Source organism: Nostoc mirabile CHAB5784 (assembly GCF_020829645.1).
Taxonomy (GTDB): Bacteria; Cyanobacteriota; Cyanobacteriia; order Cyanobacteriales; family Nostocaceae; genus Nostoc; species Nostoc mirabile.
Window position 1 is genome coordinate 235,017 of the sequence record NZ_JAIVFS010000002.1, and the last position, 14,765, is coordinate 249,781.

Here is a 14,765-nt window from a genome sequence, read left to right on the forward strand (position 1 = left end):
CTTTTAAACTCGCAAAGCTACCATTTTTTCCACAGCTTCCACTATTTGCTCTGGTTGGATGATTGTTAATCGCTCCAGGTTGCCGTTGTAAGGCGTGGGGATATCTTGGGAAGAAAGGCGCAGTACTGGTGCATCCAATTCATCAAATAAGCGATCGTTTATTGAGGCAATAACTTCTGCTCCAATACCCGCAGTTCGCATCGATTCTTCTACAACAATGACTTTATGGGTTTTACGTACTGATGCACCAATAGTATCAAAATCTAATGGCTTGAGAGATATTAAATCGATAACTTCTGGATCATATCCTTGTTTTTCAAGAGTTTTTACTGCTTGTAGCACATGATGCCGCATCCTTGAATAAGTAATAATTGTGACATCTTTCCCCTCACGCACCATTTCTGCTTTATCCAGAGGTAGCAAGTATTCTTCTTCTGGTAAATCTTCTTTCAAGTTGTAAAGCAGAACGTGTTCAAAGAACAACACGGGGTTATCATCGCGGATAGCGGATTTCAGTAGTCCTTTAGCGTTTCTTGGTGTGGAGCAGGCAACAATTTTCAACCCTGGCACAGCTTGGAAGTAAGTTTCTAGTCGCTGGGAATGTTCTGCGCCTAGCTGCCGTCCCACACCGCCAGGGCCGCGAATTACCATCGGAATTTTAAAGTTACCGCCAGAAGTATAGCGCAGCATCCCAGCGTTGTTGGATATTTGGTTGAAGGCGAGCAGTAAAAAGCCCATATTCATGCCTTCAATTATGGGACGCAACCCTGTCATCGCTGCTCCCACTGCCATCCCAGTAAAGCTATTTTCGGCAATGGGGGTGTCTAGAATGCGGAGTTCACCATATTTCTGGTACAGGTCTTTGGTAACTTTATAGGAACCGCCGTAGTGTCCGACATCTTCACCGAGAACAAATACACTGGAATCACGCGCCATTTCTTCATCAATGGCTTCCCGTAAGGCGTTGAAGAATAATGTTTCTGCCATTTAGACCTTTTAGTACGATTATAGTTTTAGAATTTTATCGTGCTGCTGTCGCAAATACGGTGAGCGATCGCACTAGTTAGAGATTGGGTTTTTTAAACGAACCGCCCCAAGCATAGAGCGAGTAATTGCCATAACTATATCAACAGCTACTTTATTTAGATTTTAGAGGTTTTATGAGCTTTATGAGCGATCGCCTCCCCTCTTGAAAAACCCGTTCTGCAGCAGCGCGAGTGGCATTTTGTTGAGTGGTTCCTGGTTGCTGTGCTATCTGCAACCCTCGGTTTCTCGGTGTCGCCCCCACAGCATCAGCAAGCATTACCGCACTCAGCAATAAAGTTAAACTGTAGCGGGTAAATCTTGGTAGCAAGCACCAGAAAATCCTCTGAGACTTTGCACTCCTCATCATTTTTAGCCTCAATCAGTGATTATTGACAGCCTTATTCCTGCCGGAACCAATCCCGCATATTAGTAAATTATTTAATTGTCCTCAGGGATATTGCTGAAACTTTATATTGATTTTATGGGTGCGGTCAAAGTTTACGGTTCTGGTTTCTGTTTTTGCAACGAACTCCCTCGGCAAACCCTCATTTTATCGTTCTCACGCTTCCTCCCAGAAGATAAGTCAGGAGAAAAAGTATATATTGCCTAATTACAAGCAATTCTTGTCTACGTCCCAGCTAAATGGCATAAATAAAAGGATAAAATCGAATTAGACTCAAATATGAAAATTAAGAACACAGCTATTATTGCCAAAGTAACGGCTGATGGAAAGCTAGAAATTCCTCCAGAAGTGTTAGCACAGCTTCAGCCCTGTACTGAGTATGAAGTCTCAGTTATAGAAGATGAGATAGTTTTCAAAAAAACTTATAACCGATTAACACTAAAAAAATTAAGAAAACGAGTGAAAGAGGCTGGTTCAGATATAAATCAAGCAAAGCTTGAAGAAATCAGCCAAATAGTTAAATAAGTTAGACAAGAACTTTGGACTGATATATTAGGTATTCATTATAATGCGATAAAGGAGTAAACTTATGCAGACAGATCCAATTATCAGAGTCACTGATGAAAAGCAAATAAATCTCCCAGCAGAAATTGAATCTCAACTGATACCTGGTGATGAATACAGAGTAATTCTAAAGGAAAATTGTATTGTTTTAGAAAAAATTACTCAGCAAAATGTAGATTTAGATGATTTTTTACAAAGTATTGAACAATTAGAACCCGATCCAAATCAACCCACGCTAGAAGAAATTAGTGAAATTGTTAAGGATGTCAGACAGGAGTTATGGTCTAATCCATGAGAGTTATCCTTGATGTAAATGTTTGGATTTCAGCCTTGTTGTGGGGAGGTGTTCCTGGTAAAACCTTGCGTTTAGCAAGAAATCAACAAATTAATATATTTGCTTCTGAATTTTTATTATTAGAACTAGAAACAACTTTAAAACGTGATAAATTTCAACTACGACTACAACAAAGAGGTTATACGATTGAGGATTTGATTTCTGTAGTCAAGGGTTTATTAAATGATTGTCCAACTGTCTCTGTAGATGCTCCTCAATTACGCGATACAAAAGATAATTTAGTTTTGGCTGCGGCTGTTGCGGCAAATGCTGAAGCAATTGTTACTGGTGATTTAGATTTATTGGTGTTGATAGAATTTAACGGAATTCCAATTTTAACTCCGCAAGATTTTTTAAGTCGTTATTTCTTAGATTAAGTTTTAGCGTTGTTGTCTGAAGGTGTCTCCTGATATGTCATATAGTGATTTTACTTTAGAGAAAATTAAACAGAATTTTCAAATAAATACTATTGAGCAAACTAATATTTTTGCTAATATATCTGAGATAGAATCCAGTGATTTATTAAAAGAAATTCTTCAATATAATTTACCTATAGCTATTGCTAGCAATAGTGAAAAAGCTCGCTCTGAGATGATTATTTCTCCGATTTTACTAGATTTGAGACGACAATTAAATGACCAGATAAATTTGTTTTCTGGTGTTGAATTCAATGTTGATCCGGCACAAGGTTTAAATGGAATCTGTGATTTTATAATTACCCGTTCTCTAGAAAGACTAATTATCACTGCACCAGTTATTATTATTGTAGAAGCTAAAAAAGAAAACATTACTGCTGGTTTAGGACAATGTGTAGCCGAAATGTTAGCAGCAAGAATATTTAACGAACGAGCAGGTAATGAAAATTTGATAATTTATGGAACTGTCACAACTGGAAGTATTTGGCAATTTTTAAAATTAGAAGGTCAATCTATCCAGATTGATTTAAGTGAATATTATCTTAAAGATGTCAATAAAATTTTAGGGATCTTAGCTAGTGGTGTCCGCTAAAAAAATTATAATGAAGTAGCGATCGCATCCCTAAAACACCCGCTCAAAAGGTTTTTTCCGATAACGCCGATAAATATCAAAATCACTGTCCAAAGTAGCGATCGCAGCAATATCTAAACGCTCTGAAATGACAATCAAAGATAAATCTGCAAAATCCCCTGGTAAATCTCTGTACTGAGTATTCAACTCAGCAATGCGCGAAAAATCTTGCGGCAATAGTTGCTCACACTCATAGAGTTGTTTGGCAACATCTAGAAGAAAGTCGTTTTGTGTGCGCCAATCAAAGTTCAGCAACCACACCACTTCTGCAATACAAATAGGCGTAGTTACCAGCCTGGAAGTACAGTTTTCAAAGAAGCGACGCACCTGTTGGTGATACTGATCTCTGGCGCTGTAGTACGCAAACAAAAACCCGCTATCCGCGAGTATGAGCGGGTAGTAGGTCATGGGTGGCGCTTGTTCAGATATTGAGCGATCGCTTTTTTACGGTTTGAGCGTTCCGATAAATCCGTTGGTGCATCTTGTAGCAGATGTTCAGGGTGTCCACCCCGCCTCTCTACCAAAGTTTTACCCGCTTGTAAGGTTAGCCAGCGTTCAGCAATCAAGCGTCGGATCAATTCACTCTTTTCCGTTTGCTCGTGAGCTAAAATATCGGCTAGCTGCCGTTCTGTTTCTTCATCCAGCCTGACACTGAGCATAACTTTTATCATACTTGCAATACACGTATGACAAGTATAACGCGGATTAGTTAAATTTTGTTTGAATTTCGCACCAGCCAAACCCAAAATACAAATAATCTCACGCCCAAACACCAAAACACTACTCTGCGTTTTTGCGCTTCTGCGTGAGATTTCCCACTACCACTAAATTAGTATTCAATATGCCTAGCCTACTTTAACCATCGCGCCGCATCTTTGGCATGATAAGTCAAAATCAAATCTGCACCAGCCCGTTTAAACCCAGTTAAAGTTTCCAAAACCACTCGCTCTTCATCAATCCAACCATTGAGAGCCGCAGCTTTCACCATCGCATACTCACCAGAAACATTGTAAGCCGCAACTGGTAAGTTACTCGCTTCCTTCACCCGCCAGATAATGTCCATGTATGCCAAGGCTGGCTTAACCATGAGCATATCCGCACCTTCAGCGATATCCAATTCAATCTCTTTAATCGCTTCCTTGGCGTTACCTGGGTCCATTTGGTAAGTTCTTCTGTCCCCAAATTGCGGTGTCGAGTCTGCTGCATCCCGAAACGGGCCATAATAACCCGAAGCATACTTAGCAGCATAAGACAAAATCGGTGTATCTTGAAATCCGGCTTCATCCAAACCCACACGAATTGCCTGGACAAAGCCATCCATCATCCCAGAAGGCGCGATGATATCGGCACCAGCTTTTGCTTGAGAAACTGCTGTTTTTTTCAACAATTCCAGAGTAGGGTCATTTAAAACTCGTCCTGTTAAATCACCAACTTCTAAATAACCACAATGACCGTGACTAGTGTACTCACATAAACAAGTATCGGCAATTACAATCAAATCTGGCACTGCTGCTTTTACCGCCGTCGCTGCTTTTTGGACGATACCGCAATCATGCCAAGCGCCAGTAGCATCCACATCTTTATCAGCCGGAATCCCAAATAGAATAATAGAAGGAATTCCTAAGTCGTAAACTTCTTTTGCCTCTTCGACAATTTTATCTACCGAAAGTTGGTAGACTCCGGGCATCGATTTTACTTCGTTAGCGATTCCCTCACCCGGTACAGCAAATAGTGGGTAAATTAAATCGCTTGTTGTCAAAACAGTTTCACGAACCATCCGGCGCAATTGAGGATGAGTACGCAGACGACGGGGGCGATGTATAGGAAACATAAAATTTTATGAAGAAAAACAACGCAAATGGACACAAAACAAACCGTCACAAAAGCAGGCTAAAATTTTCCTGCCGTCAGACAGACTACAAACAGTGCTTAACTGTCCTTTGCCCTACTCTTAATCAAGTTGTGGGGCAATTTTGTATTCTACAGCTTGGTTGCATCTATCCGACGGGCTGGAAAAAAAACAACATAGTAAGCAATTCAAAATTCACGCATTCAAAATGATAAGACTGTCTGTTGGCAAAATCGTGGGGAATTGAGGGTTGAAATTTAAACGCATAGGCGCTTTGCCTTCCCGCAGGGTAGTGGCGCAGAGGTAAACGCAAAGGGATGCAGAGAATTCGCTACGAATTAATGAAATGTTGTACTTGGTAGCAAATAAATGACAATTACCAATGACCTTATGCCCCATGCCCTATGATAATTTGTATTAAAAAACTCGGAAAATATAGGGATAACGGAAGGGTATATCAGGATTGCTGAAAACTCCGATAAGTGCCCAAATTGTTAATCCCCAGTGTAATAGATATCCCAGACCGGCTAATGGCCCCAGCAATAATAGAGGTAACACTAACCAACCGAATAGAAAAAACAGCGCTCCCAGAATTCCTCCATAAAGCCAGACGTTGAAGTGGAAATTAATGGATTCTTTGGCGTTTTCTTTAACAACAGGATCATCAGATACGAACAGTATGGCAATAGGTATACCTACAGATACCAATGTCGTGCTGAGAAAAATGGCTCCATGAGACAAGGCGGATAAAAGCTTTCGCTTATCTGTGTCGTACATTGCTTTCTCCTATTTGGTCAGATTGTTGGTTATATTACGACCCTATCACGAGCATCGTTGTCTTAAGATTAAAAGACTTACTAGAGTCAAAAAAAAATTAAGCTAGCTAACAAACAAATACACTTATGTCTACTGAACTTCAGTCTGAACTTATTCAAGCAGTTGAACTTCGCCGCAACTTTGCGATTATTTCTCACCCTGATGCAGGTAAAACTACACTAACAGAAAAACTACTCTTATACGGAGGTGCAATTCACGAAGCTGGGGCGGTTAAGGCGCGACGGGCACAGCGTAAGGCGACCTCTGACTGGATGGCGATGGAACAACAACGGGGTATTTCTATTACTTCCACGGTGTTGCAATTTGAATACCGGGACTGCCAGATAAATTTATTAGACACTCCCGGACACCAAGACTTCAGTGAAGATACGTATCGCACCCTTGCCGCCGCCGATAATGCAGTGATGTTAATTGATGCGGCAAAAGGTTTGGAACCCCAAACCCGCAAATTATTTGAAGTGTGTAAGTTACGGGGTATCCCAATTTTTACATTTATCAACAAGCTCGATCGCCCAGGAAGAGAACCTCTGGAATTGTTGGATGAAATTGAGCAAGAACTGGGATTGCAAACCTATGCGGTAAACTGGCCGATTGGTATGGGCGATCGCTTTAAAGGTGTTTTTGACCGACACAAGCAACAAATTCACCTGTTTGAACGCAGCGCCCACGGCAGCCGAGAAGCCCGTGATACGATAGTGGAATTAGGCGATCCGAGAATAGAAGAGCAGCTAGAACAAAGCCTGTACTACCAACTGAAAAATGATCTGGAACTGTTAGATGGAGTTGGGCCAGAGTTAGATTTGCAGTTGGTACACGAAGGCAAAATGACTCCTGTGTTTTTTGGTAGCGCCATGACTAACTTTGGCGTAGAGTTGTTCCTCAAGTATTTCCTCGACTATGCCCTCAAACCCGGATCTCACTACAGCAGTGTTGGCGAAGTTCCCCCTACATACCCGGAATTTTCGGGGTTTGTCTTCAAACTGCAAGCGAATATGGACCCGAAACATCGCGATCGCGTCGCATTTATCCGGGTCTGCACTGGTAAGTTTGAAAAAGATATGATGGTGAATCACGCCCGCATTGGTAAAATCATCCGTCTGTCTCGCCCGCAAAAACTCTTTGCCCAAGAGCGAGAATCGATTGATGTGGCTTATCCTGGCGATGTGATCGGTTTGAACAATCCTGGTGTTTTTGCGATCGGGGATACAATTTACACGGGACAAAAGCTCGAATATGAGGGGATTCCGTATTTCTCGCCGGAACTGTTTGCATCTCTGAGGAATCCCAACCCCTCGAAGTCTAAACAATTCCAAAAAGGCGTTGCGGAATTGCGCGAAGAAGGTGCTGTGCAAATTATGTATTCAACTGATGAAGCCAAGCGCGATCCAATTTTGGCGGCGGTGGGTCAGTTGCAATTTGAGGTGGTGCAGTTTCGCTTACAAAATGAGTATGGTGTAGAAACCATATTAGACTTATTGCCCTACAGTGTCGCCCGTTGGGTTGAGGGTGGTTGGGAAGCATTAGAAAAAGTGGGACGAATATTCAATACCACTACAGTTAAAGACAGTATGGGACGACCAGTGTTGCTATTCCGCAATGAATGGAATTGTCAACAATTACTGGGCGACCATCCAGAGTTAAAATTAAGCGCGATTGCCCCAGTTTTTTCTAGTCAACAACCAGTGGAGGAATGAAGAAGAATACAGAATTCAGAATCCAGAATTCAGAATTAGTCCTACAAAAGAGCCAACTGAATTCTGACGACTGACGCCTTTATTCTTTCTTGATTTTTCATTTGACAAGCAAAACTTGAGCGCGGTTGATTTCCACGGCATCCGAGGTTCGCGCTTTTGCACAAACGTGGATCATTTAGAAGAGATTGGAGTGCCAGAATTTGTATGCCTTCACATGCCAAACCGTCTTTGGAGGCTGGTTTAGTTGCCCTCAAGCAGGGAAATTACCAAACAGCGATCGCTCAACTAGAACCTATTGCTAGCAGCCAAAGTAATGGTACTGCTAGCTTACAAGCCCAGGTTGGTTTAGTGATGGCTTATGCACGGATTGGAGAAGCCTCCAAAGCGATCGCTATTTCTCAGAATCTCATTGAGAGTAACAATCCGCAAGTTCAAGAGTGGGCAACACGCGCTCTCGAACACCTGACAAAACGTCAAAAACGCGATCGAGAATCAAAAAATATCGAAACTGGATTTGTTGCTTTTGATAATTCAACCCCAGATTCAACGCCAGATTCAACCCCAGTTACTCCTCCGGAAACTTCTACATTAGAGGAACCAAAAGATCAAGTAATAGAAAGCAAGAGCAATGATACCCCGTCGATGGTGCCACTAGCTAAACTCAAAGCTACAGTAGCGACACCATTGCCAGCAGCAGGATCTGTACCCTTAAGCGGCTTCATGGGTTCTGTTACCCGCACCCAAGCTAAATTATTCGGCGTTATTTATTGGCGACAAGCACAACGCGCCAGAGCATGGCAACCCCTACGTAAACCAAAATTAATCCCTTTACGGTTGCTAACAGCAGGAACATTCATTGCTCTGTTTTGGGTGATCCGAGAAATGCTCAAGTTCGCAATGGGATTCATCAACCAGACTCTAGTCAAACTACCTTATCTAGAGCCATTGCAGCTTTTATACCGCGACCCTACTAAATTGTTGCTAATAGTATTGGTGATTTTGATTGGAGTATCACCTTGGTTGTTGGATCTGCTACTGGCAAACTTGTATGGTCAGCGAGAATTTTCCAAAGATGTATTGAATGCCCATAGCCGCGAAGCTGTTCGGGTGCTACAACGTTGTTGCCAACAGAGGCACTGGCCGTTACCCAAACTGCGGATTTTACCAATGGCTGCACCAATTATCCTGACCTATGGTAGTTTACCACGTAATGCCAGGATTGTTGTAAGTCAGGGGCTATTAGAGCAACTAGCTGATGATGAAATCGCCATTATCTACGCCACGCAGCTAGGGCATATTGCTCACTGGGATTTTGCTGTGATGTCTTTGTTGCTGCTGGTGACACTACCAATTCATCAGCTATATCAGCAAGTGTCGAACTGGGGAGACAAAATATCAGGGAAAATTTGGCGATCGCCGGTGACAATTCTAGCTAGTATCGTTTATGGAGTTTGGTGTTTGCTGACTGGGACTGCATTATGGTTGTCGCGGTTGCGGCTTTATTATAGCGATCGCGTCGCCTCTGAAATTACTGGTAATCCCAATGCCCTGATTCGCGCTTTACTCAAAATTGCCATTGGCATTGCAGCTGATATCCAAAAAGAAGAAGAAACAAGTTGGCAACTAGAAAGCTTAAATCTCTTGACACCAGTCAGCCAGCAACAGAGCCTTTCTTTGGGCACTATTGCCAGCAATCTATCTTTTGAATCATTTTTGAAGTGGGATACTGCCAATCCCTATCGCCGATGGTTTACGATTAATAATAGTCATCCCCTGATGGGCGATCGCATCGAACGCCTCTGCCAAATAGCCCGTCACTGGCATCTAGACACCGAATTACATTTTGCTAGCGTTCCATCAAAAGTTAAGCGTCAGTCTTTCTTATTACAAATCGCTCCCTGGTTGGGAATTCCTCTAGGGGTTCTGTTTGCAGGTTTCGTCTGGCTAACCTGGCAACTAGCATTCGCACTCAAGTTTTTAAATCTAAAGTGGATATATGAAGATTGGTCTTTCATTACAGGCTGCCTTCTGATTGGCTTTAGCATCGGTACAGTGATGCGGATTAATTCTTTCTTCCCCGATATTAAACCTGCCACTGTGCAAAATGACGATTACCTACCCAACCTGTTAGCTGACCCTTCTGCCTTACCAATTGATAGCATCAGCGTGCGTCTTGTGGGTAAATTATTAGGTCGTCAAGGCACTAGCAACTCCCTAGCGCAAGATTTAATCCTTCAATCCAGCGCAGGTTTAGTGAAATTACACCACGTTTCTTGGCTAGGACAGCCAGTCAATCACCAGGATCTCATTGGTAGGCAAATTATTGTCACAGGTTGGTTCCGCCGAGGAGCAACACCTTGGATCGATATCCAAACCCTGGAAACTCAAAGTGGTAAAACCATTCATAGCCCTCATCCCATTTGGTCTACTTTTTTAGCAGTTGCAGCACAGGCTTGGGGCGCATACGTTTTTCTCACTGGTTAGTCATTAGTCATTGGTCATTGGTCATTAACAAAGGACAAAGGACAAAGGACAAAGGACAAATCGGAATGTAAACAAAAGTTGCAGGTTTTTTTTCAAAGTGTTACATTTATTTACACAAACAATAGCAAACGACATAACTCAGCACTACAGCTTAGTTATGAATTCGGATGCTTTTCCCCCGCTCCATACTTTTTATCCTCCCAACACAGCAGGAAATTAACCAGCCACTGGCTGGTTTTTGTTTCAAAATATGCTTGGTTGAATAAAAAATGTGTTTTATGTTACGATGCAGTAATACTAACGTCAGAAATGTATGCGCTAAACTAGCTACGTAGAAAATACCGTGGTAATGTAAGGAATGGTATTTGATTCTGCGAAAAAGGCATGGAAGAAAGCGTGTACTTTAGCAGGCAATAGACTATTAAATTTACAATTCTTAGAATTAAGGTGTTATTAGCTCACCATACATAGTGTGGGCTTTTGGATTAAACAAGCTTGATCCCGACGAAAAACTGTATTGTTGTATAGGTTGACAGTTTCGAGCAAAAAAATTGGTTTATGGCAGTCTTGGTCAATAGCATCTATTTAAAAGCCAAAGCCAAGTGATTGTTTTCTTGCCTTGCCATGTTCATTCAACTCTGGAGGTATAGTTCATGTCCATTCGCCTATATATAGGTAATTTGCCTAAAGAAGAAATAGATCGTCAGGATCTGCAAGCAGTTTTTGCAGCAGAAGGTGATGCTGTAACTACTAAATTAATTAAAGACCGTAAAACTGGCAAATGCCGTGGTTTCGGTTTTCTTACAGTCAACAACGACGAACAAGCTGACGAAATTATTGAAAAATATAATGGTCAGATGTTCAAAGACACTCCCATTAAGCTAGAGAAGGCATTACCTCGGACAAAAGGTGATGAGGGTGAGGAGCAACCTCCAAAACCAGTTACTCTTGCTGCTAGTAGTACCCCCACTCCTAACCCTAATAGAGAAGGTAGCCGCCGCGAAAAAAGCTCTAAGAAGCCTCGTCGTGGCGGCGGCGGTGGCGGAGGTTCTCGTGAAAACAGCACCACAACCACCGATTCAGATGCTATTCGTCCAGATCCTCGTTGGGCTTCGGAATTAGAAAAGCTGAAGCAGATGTTAGCTGCACAAACTACGAATTAATCCCTAAGGGAGAGAAATTAAAAATTAAAAATCAGAATTTTTTTTGATTTTTAATTTTTAATTGTTGATTATTACCTAGCTGCTTAGTTAAAAGCTAATTGCAGCTAATTTGGTAAGTGGGTAGGCGCAGCCTAACCTAGGTATCGCATAGTAAATAGGACTTACGCATTGACAAGAAGTATTAAATATGGAGCAACGTTAAAAACTATATCTTTCGTAAGGGCACAGCATTGCTGTGCCCCTACAACATGGTCTATTTACGATCGCAGAATAATTAAGAAAAGCCTGAAAACTTCCTATTTTAGGTAATGCACATCACGATGCATTTGTACAGTGCGTAACTCCTAGTAAAATCAAGCGACACATAAATTTCACGCATTCCACATCCTTACGTAATAGTAAGTCTATACTGATACAACAATACCTTCCATAGAGTTACTGTTAGAGCTTGCTTATAAAAAAATTAAGTTTTTGTGATTAGGCGCATTCAAAAACCTGACTGAAAATGAATGCGATCGCAATAATTGTCTAGATTTGACAGGTTATAGCTAGCTGATATGCCAAGGTGAACCGGAGGCGCGTAGGCGCAGCCCTCACTTCGACAAAGCTCAGTGACCACCGTAGGCATCGCTCTAAAGATAATCTACACTCAAGGTGATACCGATCGTTTGCAGCTTCTGTTATGTCCTCAACTCTAGATTCTTTGCCACCTGCGCTCGCTAAAATTGTCCAGCGCTTTCAACGCGCTTCCGAACCGAAGCGACGCTACGAACAGCTAATCTGGTATGCTCAGAAGCTCAATGAGTTCCCAGAAGCTGATAAATTATCCGAAAATAAAGTTCCTGGTTGCGTGTCTCAAGTTTATATCACCGCAGCCTTGGATGACGGTAAGGTTGTGTTTCAGGGCGATTCCGATTCTCAGTTAACCAAAGGATTAGTAGGGCTTCTGGTTGAAGGATTACATGGATTAACGCCAACTGAGATTGTCCAGCTGACTCCAGATTTTATTCAAGAAACAGGTTTAAATGTTAGCCTGACACCTTCCCGTGCTAATGGGTTTTACAATATTTTTAAAACCATGCAAAAAAAAGCATTGGAATCTAAAATTGGTCATTAGTCATTAGTCATTGGTCATTAGCAAAGGACAAATGACTAATGACAAAGGACAACTGACAAATGACAAATAAGGTACAACTACCAAAATTTAGTCTCATGTCAACCAATTTATTATCTACCTCTGCTGCTATTGACTTTGGTGGAGTAGTTCAAGAATATCTCTGGAATTTTGAAAATCAGCAATTGCGGGTTGTTTATGAAACCCTCGGTAAAGGTTCACCGCTATTGCTGCTACCATCTTTCAGCAGTGTTTCGACGCGTTTGGAAGTAGGCGAACTTGCCAGGTTACTAGCTCCCAATTTTCAAGTTGTAGCCGTAGACTGGCCAGGTTTTGGTGAATCTTCTCGCCCTAGCTTGAATTACCGACCAGAAATATATCAGCAATTTCTGGAAGATTTTGTCAAAGCTATTTTTAATACTCCCATTACTGTGGTAGCGGCTGGTCATGGTGCTAGTTATGTTTTACAATTAGCTGTCAAACAACCTGCTACTTTCTCACGAATTTTGTTGTTAGCTCCTACTTGGCGTGGGCCTTTGCCGACAATGGGGGCAAGTCAGCAGATAGCTGGCATGGTGAGAGAATTGGTGCGATCGCCTATACTTGGTCAAGCTCTCTACAAACTTAACACTAGCCAATCTTTCTTAAGTTTTATGTACCGCCGTCATGTCTTTACTGACGCGGCTAAAATTACACCCAGTTTCATTGAGAAGAAGTGGCACACGACTCAACAACCAGGAGCGCGATTTGCTTCTGCTGCCTTTGTAACTGGTAATCTTGATGCTGTACACGAACAATCTGATTTTCTGGGACTTGTGCAGTCTTTAACTGTACCGCTCATGGTAGTAATTGGAGAATCCAGCCCCCCTAAATCACGAGAAGAAATGAACGCTTTGGTAGCCTTACCAGGAGTGAGAAGTGTTGTCATTCCTGGTTCTCTGGGACTACATGAAGAATACCCAGCAGTTGTTTTAGAAGCAGTTCAAGATTTTTTGTTCTCTCGAAAAAATTAAATTCTCGCACCAAGAGGCAAAGAATAATTTTGCACCTTGGTGCGAGATTAAGATTAGTTCAAGCTACTGCGAGTAAGTTTTTGCAAGCGAGAAAGAGAAAGCGCTAGTAGACCGACTATACCAAGACCAAGAACAGTTGATGACTCAGGTACTGTCTTGACTTCAAAATCAAAACTGAAAGTGCCAGACTCCTTAAAAGGAATGGGGTTACTACCAGTGCCTAAATCCACCAGTTTGAATGATGCAGAGTAAGTTCCCAGTGGTGCAGCAGCATCAGTCCAAAAGGTAGGGGTGAACGAAAAATTATCACCATTGCCGATTGTGTAGATATCACCGACCGACTTGACAATATCAACGCCTGCTGAATCACCAATATTCAATCCACTACTAATTGAGGCTAATTGTAAACCAATATTTGCACCCTCAAGCGATCGCTGCCAACGACCATTAGAGCTATTGAACAAATACTGGTTATCTAATTCTTTTGAAGTTTTTAGAGACGCTATAGGTTCTATTGTGAGATTGCTATATTCCTTATCTGTTGCAGTACTAATCAAGCGACCAGTATAAAACCCTGTGCCAGGTAATAATGTTAGCGGCGGTTGTTCTGAGTAAGACTCAGGAATTCGGTTATTTGTATTGGTTGGGTTAATGGTTGGGTTATCTAATGGGCCTGAGTAGCTATAAGCACCAATCCCGTGGAAATGGCTTGATTCCGGCGTGTCTTCATTCCTGTGTGCAAAGAGAAAGGTCAAACGATTGTAGTTGGGGTTTTCCAATCCTGCGTATGTCCCTGTAGAGAGAGCCTCCAAACCATCTAACCCAATGTAAAAGCCCGTTTCTTCCGAATGATTATGAGTATCATCTGCTTGTGCGGGTGCAAAAGTGGTAGATAAAACCAGTGGTGCAACGACTAAAAAGCTGACTGCAAGAGACGCAGATGCTTGACCTGTTTGAGTTACTTGCTTTTTCAAGCAGGTAGTGTTTCTTGAAACCACCACACTTCTCCATCAATGTATAATTTTTCTATGTGATAATGATTATCATGGGTTCCGTAGGAATGTCAAGGTACTAGCTTGCAAATTCCCACAGGGTAGGTCGGCTTATATGCAATGTTCCTATCAGCTACGCCAACTTGTGAATATTTACTACTTATTACAGATGCATAAAAATAAAATGTTTGGTGATTAAATTATGTGATTATTTTTCTGAAACCCCAAATAACAGCAAGTTCGCA

The 14,765-nt window shown here is 41.8% G+C and carries 16 protein-coding genes; 9 read left to right on the forward strand and 7 right to left on the reverse strand.

The features are described 5' to 3' along the window. Positions 1 to 3: 3 nt before the first annotated feature. The gene (locus LC653_RS02980) at positions 4 to 987 is read right to left on the reverse strand and encodes an alpha-ketoacid dehydrogenase subunit beta (RefSeq protein ID WP_190892814.1); all 984 of its coding nucleotides are present in this window, start codon (positions 985 to 987) and stop codon (positions 4 to 6) included. A gap of 151 nt (positions 988 to 1,138) precedes the next feature. Beyond that, positions 1,139 to 1,393 carry a hypothetical protein gene (locus LC653_RS02985; protein WP_229492512.1) on the reverse strand — a complete coding sequence of 85 codons (255 nt, stop codon included), beginning with the start codon at positions 1,391 to 1,393 and terminating at the stop codon, positions 1,139 to 1,141. 315 nt (positions 1,394 to 1,708) lie between these two features. Between LC653_RS02985 and LC653_RS02990 the strand changes: the two genes are divergently transcribed. From LC653_RS02990 to LC653_RS03005, 4 genes are all read left to right on the forward strand, one after another. Beyond that, on the forward strand, positions 1,709 to 1,954 hold the full coding sequence (locus LC653_RS02990; RefSeq protein ID WP_229492513.1) for a hypothetical protein: 246 nt from the start codon (positions 1,709 to 1,711) through the stop codon (positions 1,952 to 1,954). 64 nt (positions 1,955 to 2,018) lie between these two features. Next, positions 2,019 to 2,288 carry a hypothetical protein gene (locus tag LC653_RS02995; RefSeq protein WP_229492514.1) on the forward strand — a complete coding sequence of 90 codons (270 nt, stop codon included), beginning with the start codon at positions 2,019 to 2,021 and terminating at the stop codon, positions 2,286 to 2,288. Then, the gene (locus LC653_RS03000) at positions 2,285 to 2,704 is read left to right on the forward strand and encodes a putative toxin-antitoxin system toxin component, PIN family (RefSeq protein WP_229492515.1); all 420 of its coding nucleotides are present in this window, start codon (positions 2,285 to 2,287) and stop codon (positions 2,702 to 2,704) included. Before LC653_RS02995 ends, LC653_RS03000 begins: the two co-directional genes overlap by 4 nt. 34 nt (positions 2,705 to 2,738) lie before the next feature. After that, the gene (locus LC653_RS03005) at positions 2,739 to 3,335 is read left to right on the forward strand and encodes a hypothetical protein (RefSeq protein ID WP_229492516.1); all 597 of its coding nucleotides are present in this window, start codon (positions 2,739 to 2,741) and stop codon (positions 3,333 to 3,335) included. A 30-nt stretch (positions 3,336 to 3,365) separates the two neighbouring features. Here the strand turns inward: LC653_RS03005 and LC653_RS03010 are convergent, their stop codons facing one another. From LC653_RS03010 to LC653_RS03025, 4 genes are all read right to left on the reverse strand, one after another. Next, on the reverse strand, positions 3,366 to 3,782 hold the full coding sequence (locus LC653_RS03010) for a type II toxin-antitoxin system VapC family toxin (protein ID WP_229492517.1): 417 nt from the start codon (positions 3,780 to 3,782) through the stop codon (positions 3,366 to 3,368). Then, complete coding sequence (locus tag LC653_RS03015) at positions 3,779 to 4,033, reverse strand: ribbon-helix-helix domain-containing protein (RefSeq protein ID WP_229492518.1); 255 nt, start codon at positions 4,031 to 4,033, stop codon at positions 3,779 to 3,781. The genes LC653_RS03010 and LC653_RS03015 overlap by 4 nt, the downstream gene beginning before the upstream one ends. Before the next feature lie 191 nt (positions 4,034 to 4,224). Next, the gene (gene hemB, locus LC653_RS03020) at positions 4,225 to 5,205 is read right to left on the reverse strand and encodes a porphobilinogen synthase (protein ID WP_229492519.1); all 981 of its coding nucleotides are present in this window, start codon (positions 5,203 to 5,205) and stop codon (positions 4,225 to 4,227) included. A 435-nt stretch (positions 5,206 to 5,640) separates the two neighbouring features. Beyond that, entirely contained in the window at positions 5,641 to 6,000 is a 360-nt protein-coding gene (locus tag LC653_RS03025) for a DUF4870 domain-containing protein (protein ID WP_118169069.1), read from the reverse strand. A gap of 125 nt (positions 6,001 to 6,125) precedes the next feature. Between LC653_RS03025 and prfC the strand changes: the two genes are divergently transcribed. From prfC to LC653_RS03050, 5 genes are all read left to right on the forward strand, one after another. Continuing rightward, positions 6,126 to 7,754 carry a peptide chain release factor 3 gene (gene prfC, locus LC653_RS03030; protein ID WP_229484512.1) on the forward strand — a complete coding sequence of 543 codons (1,629 nt, stop codon included), beginning with the start codon at positions 6,126 to 6,128 and terminating at the stop codon, positions 7,752 to 7,754. Between the two features lie 204 nt (positions 7,755 to 7,958). After that, positions 7,959 to 10,238, forward strand: coding sequence for a M48 family metalloprotease (locus tag LC653_RS03035; protein ID WP_229492520.1), 2,280 nt, complete (start codon positions 7,959 to 7,961; stop codon positions 10,236 to 10,238). 653 nt (positions 10,239 to 10,891) lie between these two features. After that, positions 10,892 to 11,401 (forward strand): RNA recognition motif domain-containing protein, encoded by a 510-nt coding sequence (locus LC653_RS03040; protein WP_229492521.1) that lies wholly within the window; start codon positions 10,892 to 10,894, stop codon positions 11,399 to 11,401. Between the two features lie 682 nt (positions 11,402 to 12,083). Then, a complete protein-coding gene (locus tag LC653_RS03045; protein ID WP_229492522.1) occupies positions 12,084 to 12,518 on the forward strand; it encodes a SufE family protein in 435 nt (144 codons plus the stop codon). Between the two features lie 95 nt (positions 12,519 to 12,613). Beyond that, positions 12,614 to 13,528, forward strand: coding sequence for an alpha/beta fold hydrolase (locus LC653_RS03050; protein ID WP_229492584.1), 915 nt, complete (start codon positions 12,614 to 12,616; stop codon positions 13,526 to 13,528). A 53-nt stretch (positions 13,529 to 13,581) separates the two neighbouring features. On the opposite strand, the gene LC653_RS03055 is transcribed toward LC653_RS03050, so the two are convergent. After that, positions 13,582 to 14,526 (reverse strand): all3515 family Zur-repressed PEP-CTERM protein, encoded by a 945-nt coding sequence (locus LC653_RS03055; protein ID WP_229492523.1) that lies wholly within the window; start codon positions 14,524 to 14,526, stop codon positions 13,582 to 13,584. Positions 14,527 to 14,765 lie beyond the last annotated feature (239 nt).